This window comes from Rhodococcus sp. 14-1411-2a (assembly GCF_002259485.1).
In the GTDB taxonomy this organism is placed as follows: Bacteria; Actinomycetota; Actinomycetes; order Mycobacteriales; family Mycobacteriaceae; genus Rhodococcoides.
In genome coordinates, this window is record NZ_NPGA01000008.1 from 207514 (window position 1) to 226539 (window position 19026).

The 19026-nt window shown below is 63.7% G+C and carries 17 protein-coding genes; 14 read left to right on the top strand and 3 right to left on the bottom strand.

The features are described from left to right. Window positions 1-25 precede the first annotated feature (25 nt). The 3 genes from CH291_RS04900 to CH291_RS04910 are packed head-to-tail and all read left to right on the top strand — an operon-like array spanning window position 26 to window position 3118. Window positions 26-838, top strand: a complete 813-nt coding sequence (locus tag CH291_RS04900) for a class I SAM-dependent methyltransferase (RefSeq protein WP_179276442.1) — start codon at window positions 26-28, stop codon at window positions 836-838. After that, entirely contained in the window at window positions 829-1812 is a 984-nt protein-coding gene (locus CH291_RS04905; RefSeq protein WP_094686852.1) for a phytanoyl-CoA dioxygenase family protein, read from the top strand. The genes CH291_RS04900 and CH291_RS04905 overlap by 10 nt, the downstream gene beginning before the upstream one ends. A gap of 37 nt (window positions 1813-1849) precedes the next feature. Next, window positions 1850-3118, top strand: a complete 1269-nt coding sequence (locus CH291_RS04910) for an esterase/lipase family protein (protein ID WP_143545876.1) — start codon at window positions 1850-1852, stop codon at window positions 3116-3118. A gap of 9 nt (window positions 3119-3127) precedes the next feature. On the opposite strand, the gene cynS is transcribed toward CH291_RS04910, so the two are convergent. Continuing rightward, the gene (gene cynS, locus CH291_RS04915; RefSeq protein ID WP_094638222.1) at window positions 3128-3577 is read right to left on the bottom strand and encodes a cyanase; all 450 of its coding nucleotides are present in this window, start codon (window positions 3575-3577) and stop codon (window positions 3128-3130) included. Between the two features lie 170 nt (window positions 3578-3747). Between cynS and CH291_RS04920 the strand changes: the two genes are divergently transcribed. Beyond that, complete coding sequence (locus tag CH291_RS04920; protein WP_094686854.1) at window positions 3748-4662, top strand: aldo/keto reductase; 915 nt, start codon at window positions 3748-3750, stop codon at window positions 4660-4662. 50 nt (window positions 4663-4712) lie between these two features. Here the strand turns inward: CH291_RS04920 and CH291_RS04925 are convergent, their stop codons facing one another. Further along, window positions 4713-5402, bottom strand: coding sequence for an SDR family NAD(P)-dependent oxidoreductase (locus CH291_RS04925; protein ID WP_068055981.1), 690 nt, complete (start codon window positions 5400-5402; stop codon window positions 4713-4715). A 143-nt stretch (window positions 5403-5545) separates the two neighbouring features. Here CH291_RS04925 and CH291_RS04930 point away from each other — a divergent pair, with 143 nt between their 5' ends. From CH291_RS04930 to CH291_RS04970, 9 genes are all read left to right on the top strand, one after another. Continuing rightward, the gene (locus CH291_RS04930; protein ID WP_068055978.1) at window positions 5546-6445 is read left to right on the top strand and encodes a LysR family transcriptional regulator; all 900 of its coding nucleotides are present in this window, start codon (window positions 5546-5548) and stop codon (window positions 6443-6445) included. Between the two features lie 165 nt (window positions 6446-6610). Continuing rightward, window positions 6611-7978 (top strand): MFS transporter, encoded by a 1368-nt coding sequence (locus CH291_RS04935; protein ID WP_094686855.1) that lies wholly within the window; start codon window positions 6611-6613, stop codon window positions 7976-7978. A gap of 52 nt (window positions 7979-8030) precedes the next feature. After that, a complete protein-coding gene (locus CH291_RS04940) occupies window positions 8031-8900 on the top strand; it encodes a shikimate dehydrogenase (RefSeq protein ID WP_094686856.1) in 870 nt (289 codons plus the stop codon). Continuing rightward, entirely contained in the window at window positions 8897-10870 is a 1974-nt protein-coding gene (locus tag CH291_RS04945) for an oxidoreductase (protein WP_094686857.1), read from the top strand. The genes CH291_RS04940 and CH291_RS04945 overlap by 4 nt, the downstream gene beginning before the upstream one ends. Further along, window positions 10867-11700, top strand: coding sequence for an aldo/keto reductase (locus CH291_RS04950; protein WP_094686858.1), 834 nt, complete (start codon window positions 10867-10869; stop codon window positions 11698-11700). The genes CH291_RS04945 and CH291_RS04950 overlap by 4 nt, the downstream gene beginning before the upstream one ends. After that, the gene (locus tag CH291_RS04955) at window positions 11700-12785 is read left to right on the top strand and encodes a Gfo/Idh/MocA family protein (RefSeq protein ID WP_094686859.1); all 1086 of its coding nucleotides are present in this window, start codon (window positions 11700-11702) and stop codon (window positions 12783-12785) included. The genes CH291_RS04950 and CH291_RS04955 overlap by 1 nt, the downstream gene beginning before the upstream one ends. A gap of 1 nt (window position 12786) precedes the next feature. Further along, window positions 12787-14505, top strand: a complete 1719-nt coding sequence (locus CH291_RS04960) for an FAD-dependent oxidoreductase (RefSeq protein WP_068055959.1) — start codon at window positions 12787-12789, stop codon at window positions 14503-14505. After that, window positions 14502-15311: a sugar phosphate isomerase/epimerase family protein gene (locus tag CH291_RS04965; protein ID WP_068055956.1), complete on the top strand. Its 810-nt coding sequence runs from the start codon at window positions 14502-14504 to the stop codon at window positions 15309-15311. Before CH291_RS04960 ends, CH291_RS04965 begins: the two co-directional genes overlap by 4 nt. A gap of 232 nt (window positions 15312-15543) precedes the next feature. Next, window positions 15544-16524 carry a DUF368 domain-containing protein gene (locus CH291_RS04970; RefSeq protein ID WP_094686860.1) on the top strand — a complete coding sequence of 327 codons (981 nt, stop codon included), beginning with the start codon at window positions 15544-15546 and terminating at the stop codon, window positions 16522-16524. Window positions 16525-17029: 505 nt separating this feature from the next. On the opposite strand, the gene CH291_RS26670 is transcribed toward CH291_RS04970, so the two are convergent. Beyond that, window positions 17030-17191, bottom strand: coding sequence for a hypothetical protein (locus tag CH291_RS26670; protein WP_155290900.1), 162 nt, complete (start codon window positions 17189-17191; stop codon window positions 17030-17032). Between the two features lie 138 nt (window positions 17192-17329). On the opposite strand from CH291_RS26670, the gene CH291_RS04975 reads away from it, so the two are divergent. Continuing rightward, complete coding sequence (locus CH291_RS04975) at window positions 17330-18841, top strand: DUF4209 domain-containing protein (protein ID WP_143545877.1); 1512 nt, start codon at window positions 17330-17332, stop codon at window positions 18839-18841. The last annotated feature ends 185 nt before the right edge of the window (window positions 18842-19026 follow it).

A 19026-nucleotide genomic window follows, 5' to 3' on the forward strand; every position in this document is an offset into this window, starting at 1 on the left:
AGGTCGGCTTCCTAGGAGGAATCGCGTGAGCAGCGGAGACACAGCCGATCGCAGTCTCGAGCACTGGAGCGAGGCCGGACGCAGGGGCATGGAAGCGTTCTACGCCCTGGCCACCGAGGACTATCACCAGCTCGCATTGGCAGCCAATTGGCCCGCCCTGCTCGCCGAGCACGCGCACGAGGGCTGGTCGCTCCTCGACGTGGCCTGCGGCAGCGGCAAGTTCCCCACCGCACTGCGCCGCTACACCGATCTGTCGGCGGTGCCCGAGCTGGCCTACGACCTGCTCGACCCGTCTGCGTTCTCGGTGGCCGAGGCGCGTGGTGCGCTCGGTGCTCCGTTCGTGCCTCGGGAGGACTTGGTGATGACCCTGCAGGACCTACCCGCCGATCGGACCGGGTACGACATTGTGTGGGCCACCCACGCGCTGTACGCCCTCCCGCCGGCCGAGTTGGACAGCGCGGCCGAACGGTTCGTGGCTGCGCTGGCCCCCGGCGGCCTCGGCCTGGTCGCGCAAGCCACGGCGTCCTCCCACTACCTTGCGTTCTACGACGCCTTCCGCGCCGGCGTGCGCGAAGCAACGCCGTACACGACGGCCGAGCAGGTGCGCGAAGCACTGATTCGAGCCGGCGCGGACGTGCGCGACCAGCGCGTCACGTACACCACCGGAACATCGGATCGCGCTGTCGCCGAAGGCTTTCTGCAGCGCTGCGCCTTCGACGACTCCGTGTCGCTCGACGAGCTGGAGGCGGCACCGGTGCTGGGCGACTACCTCGCCTCCTGCCGCGACAAGTCCGGTTCCTACACCTTCTCCCAAGAGGCGGCGCTGCTGTGGCTGTGAACCCGTCGACCAACGAACGCCTCCCCGAGCAGAACCGCGACGGCGGCATCGATCAGGACTGGGCCGGCAACGATCAGGACTGGTGGGACTGGTACGTCACGCTGGCCGCCAACGACACCGCACCCGCCGAATTGGTCGCCGGGCCGGGCCTACCCGACGTCGACGCGGCCACGGACGAGCAAGTCGAGCGTGAGCTTGCCGAGCCGTACGACCTCTTCCCTGCAGCGGTCGAAGCCTTCACTCGCGATGCCTTCGTACGGCTGCCCGCGGTGCTGTCGCCTGCCGTCGTTCGACGCCTCGCTGAACGCCTCGAGGAGCTACTGCGCGCCGAGCACGGCGAGAACGTTTCCGGCCGATTCACCGCGCTCGAGCAGATGTGGTTGCACGACGACCTGATGCGCGCGGTGGCGCTGTCGCCCCGGATCGGAGGGCTGGCGGCGGCGCTGTTGGGTGAACCGGCCGTGCGGCTCTACCACGACAACGCGCTGTCCAAGGAGCCCGGCTGCGGCCGCACACCGTGGCACCACGACGCGGAGCATTTCCCGCTGCAGACCACGCAGGCGGTCACCGCGTGGATGCCGATGTCGGCGATCCCCGGCCGCATGGGTCCGCTGTCGTTCGCTCGTGGCCGAGAGGTACTGAACGAGGTCGCGGACCTGGAGTTCGACAAGGTCGGCACGTCGTACGACGAGGCCGTCGCTCATCGCTTCGTCGACCGCGGCGTTGCGGTGGAGTCCGAGCCGTTCGCGGTCGGCGACGTGTCCTTCCATTCCGCGCTGTGCTTCCACACTGCGGGGCCGAACCGGACGACCCAGCCGCGCCGCGCTTTGGCCACCACCTACTTCGCCGACGGGGCTCGGGTTGTGGACTCGCCCACGCTGATCAGCGGCACCTGGCGCGAATTCTTACCCGGCGTGGAACCCGGTGGCCTCGCGGCCTCGGAACTGAACCCGGTGGTCGGTCGCCGAGACTGATCCGACAGGTTCAGTGGACATACGTACACTGGAAACGGTGGGGACGAAAACTCAGCGCACACAGGAGTTGGGCGAACTCGGCGAGCTCGCCCTTCGAGAACTGGCGTCGGCCGCAAGTGGTGTTCGCGCAGTTCACTCCGCAATCGCGCGACGAACCTTCGCTGCCGTACGGCTCGGCGTCGGTCCCGCCGTTCTACCGACACAGCTGATGCACGACGCGATCGCCGCGGGCACCTACTCGAGCATCGTGGCCGCGTGCCGCGGCGCAGCCAAGGCTGTCGGTGCCTTGACCGACGGCGACGAAGCGACGGAGGACGACCATCGCCCGTCGCCGTCGCACACTGTCCTCGGGGCCCAGACCATCGCTGTGCTGCACGGCCTGATCGGCGACGACATGGAGCAGACCGCCCGGGTCCTCGCCTATCCGATGTCGATACGCGTCGACGGACGCCCGGTGCTCCCGAAGTACCGCGCTCTGGCTGCGGCGTTCCCCGACGCTGGAGCGCACCTGGTGCTGTTCCTGCACGGGCTCGTCGAGACCGAGTCCGCGTGGCGGCTCGGTGGGCGGCCCACGTACGGGGAGCGGCTGGATTCCGAAGCCGACACCACCTCGATCTTCTTGCGTTACAACACCGGACGTCGCATCGCCGCGAACGGTGCCGAACTGTCGGACCTACTGGAAAAGCTCGTGACGGCATGGCCTGTCAGGGTGCACCGAATCACGTTGGTCGGCCATTCCATGGGAGGCCTGGTCTCGCGCAGCGCAGCTCATCATGCTGCCGAGACCGGCCGCCGGTGGGTGGACCTGTTGACGGACGTATTCACCCTGGGGACACCGCATCTGGGTGCGCCACTCGCACACGGCGTACATCTCGCCGTCGCGGCTCTGGCCCTCGCGCCCGAGACCCGGCCGTTCGCGAACCTCCTGGCGCGTCGCAGCGCCGGAATCCGCGACCTGGTCCACGGATCGATCACCGAGGCAGAGGGACATCCCAGCTACGCCGACGGATTCGACGTCGGAGCAGCCGCGGACATCTCGGTTCCGGAGGGGGTTCGGCATCATCACGCCTCCGCGGTCGTCACCGGAAACCCTCGACACCCGGTAGGGATCTTCGTCGGCGACGGCCTCGTCCGTACCGACAGCGCCGGCGGCCGGAACAAATTGCGCGACATAGGACTTCGTCCGGATGACGGTCTGGCGATCAACAGCGCGCATCACTTCACGTTGCTCAACGACGAGCGGGTGTACGGCTGGATGCGACGCGCATTGGCCGGCCCGTCTTCCGAATCGGCCACCTGGCTGTAGATTTTCGGCCTATTCGGTCCATCGATAGTCGAGGAACTTCCCGTCGAACGTCACCACGACGCGATCTCCGTCCTCGTGTGGGCGTCGCTCGATGTTCATCGTGAAGTTGATGGCACTCATGATGCCGTCGCCGAATTCCTCGGCGATCAGTTCCTTGAGCGCGGGTCCGTACACTTCCAACGCCTCGTGGAATCGGTAGACCGTGGGGTCCGAGGAGATGTCGAGTGATCCGCGATAAGGAGCGAGGGTCAGCTCGAACAACGAGCCCTCGGGCATCCCGAGCTTCTCGGCGAGCACATCGGCATGAGCAACGCTCAGAGGATGCTGTCCGTAGAGTGCCGACACCGTCCAGGCCACCGGCATGTCGATGGCTTCTGCCAAAGCGGCCCAACTCAATCCGGCACGCACACGTGCCAGTCGAATCTCACCGATCAACGGTTTACCTGCAAAGTCGGTCAACAGCTCTCTCCTTCGTAGTCGTTCTACAAGCGCACACCCGATTGGGCCTGGACTTCCAGTCTCAGCGGCATACAGCCGTCTCGCAACATCTGGCATCGACCACGTGGGCCCTGTCCGATCACGGATATGGTGGCTGTTTCCGGCACGGACACAACGAAAGTACTGACGACATGACGCAACTCGGCCTCGGCCTTGCCGCACTCGGACGTCCCGAGTACCTGACGATCGGGCACTCGAAAGCTGTGGACGGCCGATTCGATCCGGCAGCCCTGGAACAACTGTGCCACTCGGTACTCGACGCCGCGTGGGAGAGCGGAGTTCGACACTTCGACGCCGCTCGGTCCTACGGCTTGGCCGAGCGGTTCCTCGGCAGCTGGTTGTCTCGGTATCCGAATCGGCGCGAGCACCTTACGATCGGCTCGAAATGGGGCTACGCCTACGTCGCCGATTTCCAGCGGGGTGCCGAGGTGCACGAAGTGAAAGAGCACTCGGTTGCCCGCTTGGCCGAGCAGTGGCCGCAGACTCTGCGCGACCTCGGCGGTGCACCGGACCACTACCTGATCCACAGCGTCACCCCGGACAGTCCAGCCCTGAGCGACACTGCCCTGCTCGACGACCTACGTGCCATAGCCGAGGGTGGTACCCGAATCGGCATCAGCACCAGCGGACCACATCAAGCCGACGTGGTGGCTGCTGCACTGGAGATCGAGGTGTTCAGCTCGGTGCAGTCGACGTGGAACCCCCTCGAGCCGTCGGTCGGCCCGGCCCTGGCACGCGCACACGAAGCCGGCTGGTTCGTCGTCGTCAAAGAGGCGATGGCCAACGGCCGACTGGTGGCAGAAGATTCCCCACTCGCCAGGGTCGCGGATTCCGCCGGGGTCGGCCGTGACGCAGTCGCACTGGCGATTGCACTCGCGCAACCGTGGGCCGATGTCGTGCTCTCCGGCGCGGCAACTGTGACTCAACTCGAGCAGAACATCGCCGCGCTGTTGATCGACCGCGAACTGATCACAGCGAGCGATCTGAAACTTGCGGAAGACTCGGAAGGTTACTGGGACAACCGATCACGAATGCCATGGACATGACAGCTATGTAGAGCCTCCTCGCGGGATCGAACAATTGACCGCTCACAACCTCAGTAGGACGCGCGTCCACCGCTGATGTCATAGACCGCACCGGTGGAGAAGCTGAGTTCGTTAGACGCCAACCACGCAACGAGTTCGGCTATCTCCGTCGGAAGGCCCATTCGAGCCATGGGCGTCAGACTTTGCGATCGCGCGAGAATCGCTGGGTCGGTACCCGCGTTCATCGGACTCGATACTGCGGCAGGCGCAACCACGTTGGCGAGTACGCCGGTGGTGGCTATCTCCTTACCCAAAGATTTCGTCAGTGCGATCACAGCAGCCTTCGACGCGGAGTAAGCGCTTTGGAGCGGGTTCCCGTCTTTGGCTGCGATGCTGGCGAGGTTGATGATCCGTCCCCAACCGTTGTCCACCATGGCAGGAACGAACGCCTTGCACATCAAGAAGGTGCCATCGACGTTGATGCGGAACGTTCGTTGCCACTGATCCAGTTCCACATCGACGAGAGGAGCCGACGGCCCGACCACACCGGCGCTGTTGATCAGGATGTCCACCCGTCCGACCTTGCTTCGTAGCGCGTCCACGGCATATGCGTCGGATACATCGACCAGTTCGTCGCCACCGAGAATATCGGCGGTGATCACCCGAACCCCCGAGTCCGTCAATCGTTTCGCGCAGGCTGCCCCGATTCCGCTGGCACCGCCCGTGATCAGCGCAGTCGCATCGGCAGGGTAGGTAGTCATGGCGTGAGCTCCTTCGATCGAGTGGCAACACCACATTCTCTATGTAAATTCGACACATAAAATGTGATTCACTGTATTCTCAACGGACTATATGACCTGAAGCACAGTGGTCGACTTTCAGCCCTGACGACCGGAGAAGTTTCATGGAAATTCGCTGGCTCGAATCATTCGTTGCCGTTGCCGAAGAACTTCACTTCGGCCGTGCCGCACAACGACTACGGATGGCTCAATCTCCATTGAGTCAGACAATCCGCAAACTCGAAAAGGATCTCGGAACGAGCCTGTTCGACCGAAGCACACGAAGCGTGGAGCTGACTGCTGCTGGACACGCGTTTCTCCCGCACGCACACCGAGTCCTCGAGGGTATCGAAACCGCTCGGCACGCGACGCGCGCATCCGAGGGAGGCGTGTACGGAAGAATCAGGATCGGGTTCACCGGCGTTCTCAACCATCGCGCACTGCCGCCGCTCACCCGAACGCTTCGCCAGCGCCATCCAGATATCGAACTGACGCTCGTCGGGCGGATCATGACCCGTGACGCGGTGAACCAGATCGAAAGTGGAGCTCTCGACCTGGCCTTCGTCGGCCTGCCCGTGACGTCACCGTCCGTCACCACTCGACTCATCCGACGTGAACCGTTCGGCGCGGTACTGCCATCCGATCACCGGCTGGCCGGTGAGTCGAAAATCGATCTACGCGACCTGTCCGACGACGGATTCGTCACCACACCGATCTCCGCTGGATCTTCACTGCAGGAAATTGCCATGCGTGCCTGCCTGGACGCCGGCTTCAGGCCACAGATCGTTCAGGAGATCACCGACCCGTACATGATCTTGATGCTCGTCGCCGCGGGAGTAGGCGTCGCTCTGATGTCGGACGGTATTGCGGAAATTCTTCCACCGGGCACCGTGTTCGTCCCGCTCACCGGTGAGCCGGTCTACATGCCACACGCAATTGCGTGGTCCAGCGCGCCACCGAGCCCCGCCATGGCGGTCGCCCTACGTATCGCGGAGGAAATCTTGCCTACCCCATTTCAAGACTGATTCAGTCTTTATCTCAGATCTTTTTAGTGTTGGACGCGGCATAGTCGAGCGTGACACGCTCGTTTGCAGTAGCGAGTTGTGAACCACGTCATATCGACAGGCTTCCCAGCGAGCCCCGACCATCACCGTCGCCGCCACGTGCAGCGTGAGAGACAAGGAACTGTCATGGCAAGCAAATCCACTTCTGCCACCGCCCATCCGAACAGGAATGCGCGGCGTGCGGCGGCCTCAGGTTTTCTCGGAAGCGCCCTTGAGTACTACGACTTCTTCATCTACGGCTCCGCTGCCGCGCTCGTCTTCCCCGCCATCTTCTTCACCGGCGGAGGACCGACCGCCACCCTGCTGTCGATCGGCACCCTCGGCGTCGCCTACATCGCACGACCCCTCGGAGCAGTTCTGTGGGGCCACCTCGGTGATCGCTACGGCCGAAAGAACGCGTTGCTGGGCTGTCTGCTCATGATGGGCATCGCTACGGTCCTCGTCGGCTGCCTCCCTACATACGACACCATCGGAATCGCAGCACCGATCATCCTCGTCATTCTGCGACTGCTGCAGGGCCTGTCCGCCGGCGGCGAGTCACCCGGATCCTCTGCATTGACGCTCGAACACGCACCATCCCACCGTCGCGCATTCTTCACCTCGTTCACGATGAGCGGCATCATGTTCGGCATCGTCATCTCGAGCCTGGTGTTCATCCCCGTCGCAGCGCTACCCGACGAAGACCTCTACTCCTGGGGATGGCGTATACCGTTCCTGCTCAGCATCATCGTCACAGCCGTCGCGATCTGGCTGCGTCGCAGCCTCGACGAGCCCGAGGTTTTCGAGGAACTCAAGGAGCAGGACGAGACCGCAGGCGTCCCCGTCGTCGAGATGTTCCGATCCCACTGGCGCACGGTCATCCGCATCAGCCTCAGCGCCAGCTTCGCGATGATCAACACGATCGTCAATGTCTTCGCTCTCGCCTACGCGGTGAACGTCGTCGGTTTCGAGCGCACCACGATGCTGCTCGCCATCGCGTCCGCAAATTTTGTCGCCGTCCTCACCCAGCCGCTCTACGGCATCCTTGCCGACCGCATCGGACGCAAACCGGTCTTCGTCGTCGGCGTCCTCGGCGTAGGTGCCATGGTGTTCGCGTTCTTCCATGCCATCGGCACCGGCAGCGTACCAATGGTTTTCGCTGCGGGCATCGTTCTGATCGGCGTCTTCTACGCCATGCCCAACGGCATCTACCCGGCATACTTTCCCGAGCAGTTTCCCGCCAAGGTTCGCTACACCGGTATGGCGGTGAGTCTCATGCTCGGCCTTCTCGCCGCCGGCTTCACCCCCGCCATCGCTCAGTCGATCACCTCCGGCGACACCAGCAACTGGGGACCGGTCGCCTGGATGTGCATGGGCTTCGCCGCTCTGGCTGCTGTCGCGGTTCTGACCGGACCCGAAACCTTCCGCACTCCCACCGAGGAGCTCGGCGAGAAAGCCACTAAGCAGGCGCAGGCAGGAAAGCCTGCCAAGCTGCTCGCGGACAACTCCGCCTGACCCGGAATTCCTCTCGCGCAGTTTCGGATTCGACACAATCGAAGGGCTCACCGTGTCCACGAACACGCACCATCACATCGGACTGATCGGCAGCGCGATTTCGACATCGCTCTCGCCCGACCTGCACAACCGCGAGGCCTCCCGTCTCGGCCTCGATGACTACAGCTACGAACTGATCGAACTCGACATGCAGGCGGATCCGGGCCGCCCTCTGCACGAGGCGATCTCGGCCGGCTACACCGGATTCAACGTCACCCACCCGTTCAAGCAAACGATCATCGATTCGTTGGACGAGTTGTCCGACGATGCCCGGATGCTCGGTGCCGTCAACACCATCGCCGTGCGTGACGGCAAATCCATCGGATTCAACACGGACCACACAGGATTCATGTCCGCGCTGCGTACCGGACTCCCGGGAGCCGAGCTGGGCCGCGTGGCACTGATCGGAGCAGGCGGGGCCGGCTCTGCCGTCGCATTCGCTCTTGCGGCCGCAGGAGTGACGGACCTCCGTATCTGCGATGTCGACCGCAACCGTTCGCAGGAGCTGTGCGACCGTCTCTCGCAGTCCGTAACGACGGCGACGGCAACGCCGTTCACACCCGACGCGATCGAATCGGTTCTCGCCACATCGCACGGCGTTGTCAACGCCTCTCCGATCGGCATGACCGGCCATCCAGGCACCCCGTTCACGACGGCGGCTTTGCGCGCGTCCATCTGGGTGGCGGACATCGTCTACCGACCGATGCAGACCGAGCTCATCTCCGCAGCACGCGCTGCTCGATCCCCGGTCCTCGACGGCGGACGGATGCTCGTCGCCCAGGCCGCAGACACGTTCACCCTCCTGACCGGGGCGATCCCCGATCGAGACAGAATGCGTCGACATCTCACCGAACTCGTTGTTGCGCAATCGATCGCAGCATGAGAGGAACAACCGTGGGTACACTCCCCTCGTTCGCCCAGCCGCTTCGAATCGGCACACTCACCCTCCGAAACAGATTCGTCTCCGCGCCGATGGAGCGCAATTATTGCGAGATCGACGGCACCATGACCGATCGATACATCGCCTACCTCGAACGCCGAGCCGCAGGCGGAGCGGCCCTGATCTTCACCGAAGCCAGCTACGTCCGCGCCGACGGTAAAGGACGCATCCGACAGATGGGCGTCGACGTCGACGACCGGATCCCCGGGATCAGAAAGATGACCGATGCGCTCCATGCCCATGGAGCACTGGTCGGCGTCGAACTCAACCACGGCGGCCGCACTGCCCAAGGAAGTGTCAGCGGATTCACCCCCGTCGCCCCGTCACCCGTTCCCTGCGCGGTCGTCGGCGGCGAGATGCCCGAACAGCTCGACGAGGACGATATCGAGCACATCATCGAATGCTTCGGTGACGCTGCCCGTCGATGCCGGCAAGCAGGGGTCGACGTCATCTCCCTGCACGGCGGACACGGCTACTTGATTCACCAATTCCTCTCCCCTGCTTACAATCTCCGCGACGACAAATGGGCCGAGCCCACATTGTTCGTCAACCGCGTCATCGACGCCGTTCGCGCAGCAGCTCCGGACGTGGCTCTCGGAATTCGGTTCTCTGCCTTCGAGGGAATCGACAACGGCCTCGACGCAGAGACCACGCGCGCCAGAATCGACGCCATCGACACCGACCGCCTGGACTTCCTCGACGTCTCGGCAGGAAACTACGAGGCCGGCCAATGGATCATCCAGCCCGGCGAATGGAAGCGTGGACTTCTCGCTCCGTACGCGGAGCAGTACACCCGTGACTTCGACATCCCCGTCGGTGTTGCAGGACGAATCAGTAGTCCCGAGGCCGCCGATGCGGTGATCTCCTCTGGCCAAGCGGATTTCGTGAGTATGGCACGCACCCTGCACGCCGATCCCGATTTCCCGAACCGCGTCCTTGCCGGCGAGCGGTATCGCCCGTGCATAGCGTGCAATTACTGCATCGATTCCCTTGCTGCGGGACCGATCCCATGTTCGGTCAACCCATGGGTCGGCCGGGAAATGGAACAACCGAGCCTGCGTGTATCCGACGCGTTCACTGCGGCGGTCGTCGGCGGTGGCCCCGCAGGCATGGCGGTGGCGCGTGAACTCGCTCTCGCCGGCCATCACGTCGATCTGTACGACGAAAGGACGACGCTCGGAGGCGACTTCGCACTCGCATCGGGCCTGCACGAGTACCCGGAGTACCGGCAGATCGTCCAGTGGTATTTCGACGAACTGGCCGATCTGGACGTCACCACCCACCTCGGCGAGACCGTCGAGGGGCTGATGCTGGCGGAGGGAAACTTCGATACGATCGTCCTCGCCACCGGAGGGCGCGGACCCACGATAGACCTTCCGGGTTCACACACCCGCCGAGTGCGCGACGTCCGTGAGTTCCTACTCGCAGCGGAACCACCGCCGCCCTCGATCACGATCTTCGGTGCCGACCGCGAAGCTGCAGCCGTCGCCGATGAGCTGTTGCAACACGGAACGCGTGTCGTCATGGTGGGACCACAGCAGCAGATCGCCCATGACGTCGGGCGGCGCGGCAAGATCGTGCTCCTTCCGCGCCTCGCATCGGCTGCCGGTCTGACCACGTACCTGTCGTCGATCATCACCGCCGTCGACCATGACCGAGTCGAGATCCGCACCGACGGACACGCCCGCTGGGTCGACGCACCCGGCGAGTTGCTCATCTCCCACGGCATCGAGCCCCGTGCGGATCTGCTGGACATCGCGAGATCTCTCGAGCCGCGTTTCGGAGTTCACACAGTCGGTGATGCAAGCGGCGACGGTGGTTCTATCCACGCTGCACTCGTCACTGCCGCCGACGTGGCTGCCCGCATCACCGTCGACGCGGCTGCAGTCTCGAAGGAACAGGTCGGCGCATGACGCTGCCCCGCTCCCGGCCCACCACCGATATCCGCGAGGCCATCCCCGCCATCGGGCTTGGCACGTGGCCACTGACCGGTGGACCCGCCACCGATGCCGTCCTGACCGCGATCGAATCCGGATACCGGTCCATCGACACCGCAGCGGTGTACGAGAACGAGGAGGCAGTGGGAAAAGCATTGTCCGAGTCCATGGTTCACCGAGCCGAGCTGTTCGTCTGCACCAAACTCCGCGGTACCGACCACGTCTCCGGTGATGTCCGCGATGCGATCGAACGCAGTATCGACCGACTCGGCCTGGACTACCTGGATCTGTTCCTGATTCATTGGCCACTTCCCAAGCACGACAAGTACGTAGCGGCCTTCGAAGCACTGCTCGACTGCCGTGACGCCGGGCTCGTGCGATACGTGGGAGTATCCAACTTCACCGAGCAACACCTTCGGCGGACAACTGCCGCGACCGGAGAAGCACCGGCCGTCAACCAAATTCAGATGGATCCGACACTGGCACGCCGCCCGATCCGTCGGGTACACGACGAACTCGGCGTCGTGACCCAGTCGTGGAGCCCCTTGGGTCGCGGAGAGGTCGTCGCCTCCGATGTCGTTGCCGCCATCGCAACGCGCCTCGGGTGCACGCCTGCACAGGTCGCGCTGGCCTGGCACCTGCACAACGGGGTGGTTCCGATCGTGAGATCCGCGAACCCGGCCAGACAAGCAGAGAACCTGGCAGCACGCGGGATACAGCTCGCCGACGACGATATCGCCGCACTCGCTCATCTGGACCGGGGCGAATCGGCCGCACGAAATCCAGAGAAAGAGGAGCACTACTGATGGCACTGCGTATCGGCATCGTCGGTTGCGGACGGATCGCGCGTAATCACGCCCGAGCCCTGCAGCTGGTCGACAGCGTCGAGGTGGTCGGATGCTGCGACACCGATCTCGATCGCGCTCGAAAGTTTGCCGTCGACAACGGCATTGCTTTCGGAGTGCGCAGTGTCGAGGAGTTGATCGCACACGGGCTCGATGCGGTGACCGTCTGCACCCCGCATCCTGTACACGAGCAGGTCGTCCTCACCGCAGCCGCTGCGGGTCTACATGTGTTGTGCGAGAAGCCGATAGCAGTGGACCTGGCCGCGGCCGACCGAATGATCGACGCGACCGACCGCGCGGGGGTCACCTTCGGCGTACTTTTCCAGCGACGATTCTGGCCAGCTTCCCAGCGAATCAGAGCTGCCATCGACGACGGACGACTCGGAGTTCCGATGCTCGGGGAAGCCTCGGTCGTTCTGCATCGGCCCTCGGCGTACTACTCGACGGACGCATGGCGCGGGCGTTGGGACACCGACGGAGGAGGCGTACTCATGACCCAAGCGATCCACCAGATCGACATGCTGCAATGGTTCATGGGCGAGGCCGCTTCCGTCGCCGGTTTCACCCGCACCCACACTCACGGTGACCATATGGAGACCGAAGACTCCGCCTCCGCAGTCATCTCCTTCGCTTCCGGCGGGACGGCGACTGTCACTGCCACCACCGGTGCCAACCTCAACCTCGGCAACCGGGTGACCGTCGTCGGCAGTACCGGCGCCATAGCCAGCGTTCTCGAATTTCCGGAGGGCAGCGAAGGCGTGAACGAGCTGTGGACCGTTCCCGGTGAGGTATCGCTCGGCACCGTGTTCTCCGCGGATACCGAGGCAAACCTCGATGTCGACGAGGTCAACGCTGGACTCGCCGACTTTCACACTCTTCAGGTTCAGGACTTTGCCGAGGCGATCCTCACCGGGCGTCGCCCAGCAGTGACCGGACGCGACGCCCGAGCCTCACTGGCGATAGTGGCCGGAATCTACGAGTCCTCGCGGACCGGCCGCGTCGTCGACCTCACTCCTACAACGACACTCGTCTCGGAAGGATCTTGACATGACACCCACCGACAATATCTACGACGTCGTCGTCATCGGGTCCGGTGCGGGTGGACTGTCGACCGCAATCGCGGCCGCTCGAGGTGGTGCCTCGGTCCTCGTCGTCGAGAAGGCCGATGTCTGCGGAGGTGCCACCGCATGGTCCGGCGGATGGATGTGGACACCGCGCACCATGTTCGCCCACGCCGCCGGGCTCCATGAAGACCGCGAAACCCCCCGCACCTACCTCGAACACAGGCTCGGCGAGAACTTCGACGCCGCCAAAGTCGACGCCCTACTCGACGGTGCACCGGAAATGGTCGAATTCTTCGAGAAGAACACCGCGCTGCAGTTCGTCCCCGGTACACACGTCGCCGACATCCACGGCGACACCCCCGGAGCCGGCACCGGCAATCGTTCCGTGGCTCCCAAACCGGTCGACCTCCGCACGCTCGGACTCGACGTCGCGGTCCTCCTGCGGAGGCAACTCTACGAAACCTCTTTCCTCGGAATGGGAATCATGGCCGGTCCCGATCTACAGGGATTCCTGCACGGCACCAGATCGGTGTCGGCGTTTGCGCATTGCGCCCGACGCGTCACCCGACACATGTTCGATCTAGCGACGAAACGCCGAGGACAGCATCTCGTCAACGGAACTGCACTGGTCGGTCGCTTGCTCCGGTCCGCGCTCGACTCCGATGTCGATATCAGAGTTCGCACTGCAGCGACAGCTCTGATCACCGACGAGAGCGGACGCGTCGTGGGTGTTCGTCTCACCGGACCTGACGGTGCATACAGCGTGCACGCACGCAGCGGTGTCGTCCTGGCGACCGGCGGATTCACTCATGACCTCGATCGTTGTCGAGAGTTGTTCCCGCGCAGCCCGTCCGCCACCGAGCATCGCACCTTGACTCCGGGAACGACGACGGGAGACGGAATCTCGCTCGGCGAATCGGCCGGTGGACGACTGGATACGTCACTCGCCTCGCCCGTTGCCTACTGCCCGGTTTCGATCATCAAGTACCGCAACGGAAAAGAAGGCGTATTTCCACACATCCTCGACCGCGGTAAGCCGGGGGTGATCGGCGTCCTCGCAGACGGACGACGATTCGTCAACGAGGCGCTGGGTTACCACGATTACACGCTGGCGATGATGGACACGGTTCCCGACAGCGAGGAAATCTGTTCGTGGTTGATCGCAGACCGACAGTACATTCGCTACCTACCCCTCGGAATGGCCAAACCTTTCCCGATCCCCACCTGGCCGTATCTGCGGTCCGGCTACTTGCAGCGCGGGAAGACCGTGCGAGAGCTCGCCGAGAAGATCGGAGTGGACCCCGACGGTCTCGACAAGACCGTTGCCGCGTTCAACGAAGGTGCTCGCGACGGCGTCGATCCCGAATTCGGAAGGGGAACAACTGCATTCAATCGAGCATCCGGAGATGCATCGAATCCATGGCCAAATCCGTCGCTGGCCCCTCTCGAGAAGGGACCGTTCTACGCAGTGAAGGTCATACCGGGCAGCTTCGGCACGTTCTCCGGCCTGGTCACCGATGCGTTGTCACGGGTCCTCGATGCCCGCGACGAGCCGATTCCCGGCCTCTCGGCAGTGGGCGTCGATCAAGCCAGTGTGATGGGCGGGCACTACCCCTCCGGAGGAATCAACCTCGGACCCGCGATGACATTCGGCTACCTCACCGGCCGCCGCCTCGCCACACAGACAGGAACACCGTCATGACGCCACCTCTGGGTCTCGCCGCGCTCACCGTGCTCGACACTGCACCGCTCGAACAAGTGACGCTGGCCGAAAAGCACGGCTTCGACACCATCGGTATCCGACTGCTACCTGCCTCCCCTGGAACCACGGCCTACCCGCTGCACGAGAACTCAGCGGATCTCGACGAACTGGTCAGGCGCCTGACGGACTCCGCGGTCACGGTCTTCGACCTCGAAATCGTCCGGCTTGGAGAGGATTTCCGGGTTTCCGACTACGAGAAGTTCGTCGCTGCCGGTGCCCGCCTCGGAGCACACGCAGTGTTGGTCGGCGGTGATGACCACGACCGATCACGGCTCACCGACTCCTACGCACAGTTCGCGGCGCTGTGCGCCGACTACTCGATGGTGGCCAGCCTCGAATTCATGCCCTGGACAGCGGTACCCGATGCCCGCGCCGCACTCGAGGTCGTCTCGCAGGCAGACGGTCCCGGCCGAAGCATCCTCGTCGACGCCCTTCACGTGGACCGTTCGGCGACGACGCTGGCCGATCTGGCCGAGATCCCCCGGGACTGGCTGCACTATGCCCAACTCTGCGATGGACGTGTCCCGGCGCCCACAGAAACGGCCGAACTCATTCGCCACGCCCGCGAGGAGAGACTCGTCCCGGGCACCGGCGGCATCGACCTCGATGGAATCTGGGCGACGCTACCTGGCGACCTCCCCGTCAGCATCGAGCTACCCAACGAGCCACTGCGCCAGAAGCTCGGAACCGACGACTGGCTCGATTCCCTGGTGTCGGCTGCACAGGAGTTGCTCGCTCGCAGATGAGGCTCGTTGAAGGCGGATCAGCTCCCCCGTTTCGGAAACCCGACTCCGATCGGCGTCGGGTTTACAGAAGCGAGGAGCTGATCTGCTGCAGGGTGCCGCGAGCGCAACAACAGGATCGGAGAGGGGAGCCTCCTCACGGGATCGATCCGTTGACCGCTCGCTTGCAGTGGGTCGTACCCGCGCTTGTCGAGCCGGTGTCGCGTGGCGTCGAAGCGTTTGGGACGATTCGGACATGACGACGAACCGGCAGACGCCCTCCGGCCATGGTGACAAGGAGCAGGATCGACCCGGACTCGATGAAGTTGTCAGGGGGCGGCCGCCGGCGACGGAATTGGCGGCCAACGTCGTGCGCGGCGGTCTGATCGGTCTGGCGGAAACGGTTCCCGGGGTCTCGGGCGGCACGGTCGCCCTGGTCACCGGCATCTACACCAGGGCAATCGCGTCGGCGAAGCATCTGACGGACATCCCCAAGGCCGTGGTGACACGGTCCGACGTGCGCGCCGAGGTCCGTCAGGTCGATTGGTGGCTGCTCGTCACGGTCGGCGTCGGCATGCTGTTGATGGTGTTCTCGGTGGCGGGGATCATGGCGGCTTTCGTCACGGATCAGCCCGTCTACTCCAAGGCGCTGTTCATGGGCATGATCGCGATGTCGGTGGCGATCCCGTTCATGGAGGTCAATCGTGGCGCTTTCCCCACCACCCGGTCCCGACTGTCTGCCGTGGTTCTGTTCGTCGTTCTTGCTGTCGGGGTTGTCGTTCTCACGTCGTTACCCGGGGTCGAGTCGTCGAATCCGTCGTTGATTCTGGTGTTCTTCGCCGCGACCATCGCAATATGTGCGCTCGTGCTGCCAGGCGTTTCGGGGTCGTTCTTTCTGCTTGTCATCGGCCTGTATGCGCCGACGCTCACGGCCGTCGACGAGCGGAACCTGACATACCTGGCTGTGTTCGCCCTGGGCGCTCTGGTGGGGTTGGTCAGCTTCGTTCGGGTGCTCGAGTGGTTGCTGGCGAACTACCACGATCTGGCGATGGTCGCCGCTGCCGGCCTGCTGTTGGGGTCGTTGCGTGCACTGTGGCCGTGGCAGGGCGAGAACAGAGAGCTGCTGGCCGTCGGCAACGAATGGCCCGCTGCATTGGGATTGTTCGCCGTCGGAGTCGCGGTCGTCGCTGTGGTCGCCATCGCTCAGCGGCGACTGGCAGCCACGCGTATGTCCTGACCGTAACGGCAGGCGTAGCCGACCATCCACGCACCTCGTCGGAATCCGCACCGCCTGCAGGTGCCGTGAATTCCCACGAGGGGCGTATGTGTTCGCAAACCCTCCACACAGACTCAAAACTCCGACCCCAGCAGCGGGATCGGAGCAGTGGAGCCTCCTAACGGGATTGAACCGTTGACCGCTCGCTTACAAGTATGTTGCGAGACAACCAGATACGTCCGCATGGAACCATCACAGATACTCTGACCTGCGTCAATCGTCCAACCAGCACCACCCGAATCCACCGTCGTAAGTCCCGACATGTGACACGCTCGTGACACCGAAGAGCAAGGCATCAGCGACCGCACCCCGCACGCAACTACCGATGGCGATTCGTCAGCACGGCATTGCGTCGAAGATTTTGTCGGGCCCCGCCTGCACACTGTCTGTCATGGTCACAGATCCCCACCCGCCCGATCCTGGCGAGGATCGAAAAGTTAACCAGCTGAATGCTGAATCAGAGGAGTCATCCAAACCCGACGACGAGAAGCTTCATCAAGCGGCGGACGCCCTCGATAGCGTGGCGGAACACGATTCTGAGTACCGCCGATACGCCGCTGCTCGTGATGTCTTCGTCGACCACCGTATGGTCGACGATGAGAGCGATGACACCGACAGCGGCAACCACCTCACCTTGGAGCACCGCGCTGCATGGTGGTCGCTGCGGTACCAACTTGATTTCGATAGGTCGTCGGGAAGCGAACGCGTTCGATTGCTCCCCGAGTTCCGCGGACCCGACAGCACCAACCCACCCGACACCAGGTCAGTGGACTCAACCATCGTTGCCACGTGGAGAGGTCTCGCAGGACTCGTCCAGCACGCCCCGACCCGAGCACGACTTCACCACTTGCTCTTCCAGGTCGGCAGCGGGGACAGACTCAACCACGCGCGTGCCGCAATCGCCGCCTACATCGACGCGTCCGCACTAGAAGCGCGCAACTACGACGCCGTTGCGGATTGCCGGGCTGCTATCCGGCTCAGTCGGGCTATCAACGACGACACAACATTGAGTACGTCCATCGACCAGCTCTGCGTCCTCGTCGAGCGGCTCCTCGGACAGGACGATCCACCGTTCGGGTCCGTGGTCGGCGCGCTGATCACGCTCACTGGAGAAGGCAGTCCGGGAACCACTACGCGCTTGTTGGCCACAGCCGAGAAGAAGTGGCCCGACCCGACTCAACGAGACCGCATCCTCAACCTCGCCCTCGAATCCGCCACGTCACCTTCGGAGCGCGCCGAAATCTGGCGACGCCGAGTCCACACCTTCCTCGACCGGGCGGACAGCGAAACCAACAACATCATGAAAGCCACCCGCCTCCACCAGGCGGTCGAACTGGCAGAGCGCTCAAATGACCCAGCGCTTCGCAACGAAGCCACCGTCCGCCTCCAACAGGTCCGAGAGCTCGACCTGGAAATGATGCACCTCACCGCATCGTCGCGTCAGTTCCAGGAAGAGTGGGACTCGTGCGTCGACGCAGTTCTCGGCACCGACACATCGACGAGACCGACCGCCGAAGCCGGAGATGCGCCCGACGAACCCTCAGCAAACTGGTCGGAGGCGCTGTCGGCGTTCGCATCGTTCACCACAGTCACTGGACCCATCGCCACCACCGAGCGCCGCGTCCGAGAGCAATACGCCCTCGCTCCTCTGACCGCCCTATTCTCGACTCAACTGCAGACTCCAGAGGGTTTGCCACTCTGGGCCCCAACGACCGACGCGGAACGTCTCGACATGGACATGGTGAAGTGGGAAACCCAGCTCCTCGGTCATTGGGCACCAATCTTCGCCGCCGCGCTCCATGAGATCGTCCACCGCTTCGGCACGCCGCCGGCCGAGAACCTGCACCATGTGCTCAACATTGGTCCCGCGATGACCAGCGACACCTCGACTCGGTTGTGCCGCGCACTGTTTCGCTTCTGGTCGGGCGACCCGGAAGCGGCCGCGTACACCACAACCCCAGTGATCGAGTCAATGCTCCGCACTGCAGTACTTGCCGCCGACCAAGGCATATATCGACTGCAACAGGGACAGTCGCCAGGCCAATACGTCGGCCTGGGAGTCATGTTGAACCTTTTCTGCACCGAGTACGACGTCCCCGAAGACGATCGTCGGATGTTCAACGCCATATGCAATCACCCAGCCGGCTGGAATACCCGAAACCTTCTCGCACACGGCTACGTGAAAAACGTCGACTCCGGTGTCGCCGCGGTACTCATCCACATCGCCCTGCGAATCGTGGTCCTGGCCGCGAATAAAACGCAACCGACACATGAATGACGACTCCGGTCGCGATCGATCACGATCCGTGCGTGCATGCGTGCATGCGTGCGGAGACGATGCCGCGGAGCGCGGCTTAGTCGTAAAATACTACTTCGGCATTGGCTTTCATGGCGCGGGCGCTCGTACTTGCGGCCGTCCACTGTTCGCTGCGATTCCTGCGACACACCTACAAAGCTGTCACG

Bases quoted from the DNA above. Each gene is read 5' to 3' on its own strand.
- CH291_RS04920 (WP_094686854.1), top strand. From the start codon at position 3,748: ATGACGCAACTCGGCCTCGGCCTTGCCGCACTCGGACGTCCCGAGTAC.
- CH291_RS04925 (WP_068055981.1), bottom strand. From the start codon at position 5,402: ATGACTACCTACCCTGCCGATGCGACTGCGCTGATCACGGGCGGTGCC.
- CH291_RS04930 (WP_068055978.1), top strand. From the start codon at position 5,546: ATGGAAATTCGCTGGCTCGAATCATTCGTTGCCGTTGCCGAAGAACTT.
- CH291_RS04935 (WP_094686855.1), top strand. From the start codon at position 6,611: ATGGCAAGCAAATCCACTTCTGCCACCGCCCATCCGAACAGGAATGCG.
- CH291_RS04945 (WP_094686857.1), top strand. From the start codon at position 8,897: ATGAGAGGAACAACCGTGGGTACACTCCCCTCGTTCGCCCAGCCGCTT.
- CH291_RS04950 (WP_094686858.1), top strand. From the start codon at position 10,867: ATGACGCTGCCCCGCTCCCGGCCCACCACCGATATCCGCGAGGCCATC.
- CH291_RS04955 (WP_094686859.1), top strand. From the start codon at position 11,700: ATGGCACTGCGTATCGGCATCGTCGGTTGCGGACGGATCGCGCGTAAT.
- CH291_RS04960 (WP_068055959.1), top strand. From the start codon at position 12,787: ATGACACCCACCGACAATATCTACGACGTCGTCGTCATCGGGTCCGGT.
- CH291_RS04965 (WP_068055956.1), top strand. From the start codon at position 14,502: ATGACGCCACCTCTGGGTCTCGCCGCGCTCACCGTGCTCGACACTGCA.
- CH291_RS04970 (WP_094686860.1), top strand. From the start codon at position 15,544: ATGACGACGAACCGGCAGACGCCCTCCGGCCATGGTGACAAGGAGCAG.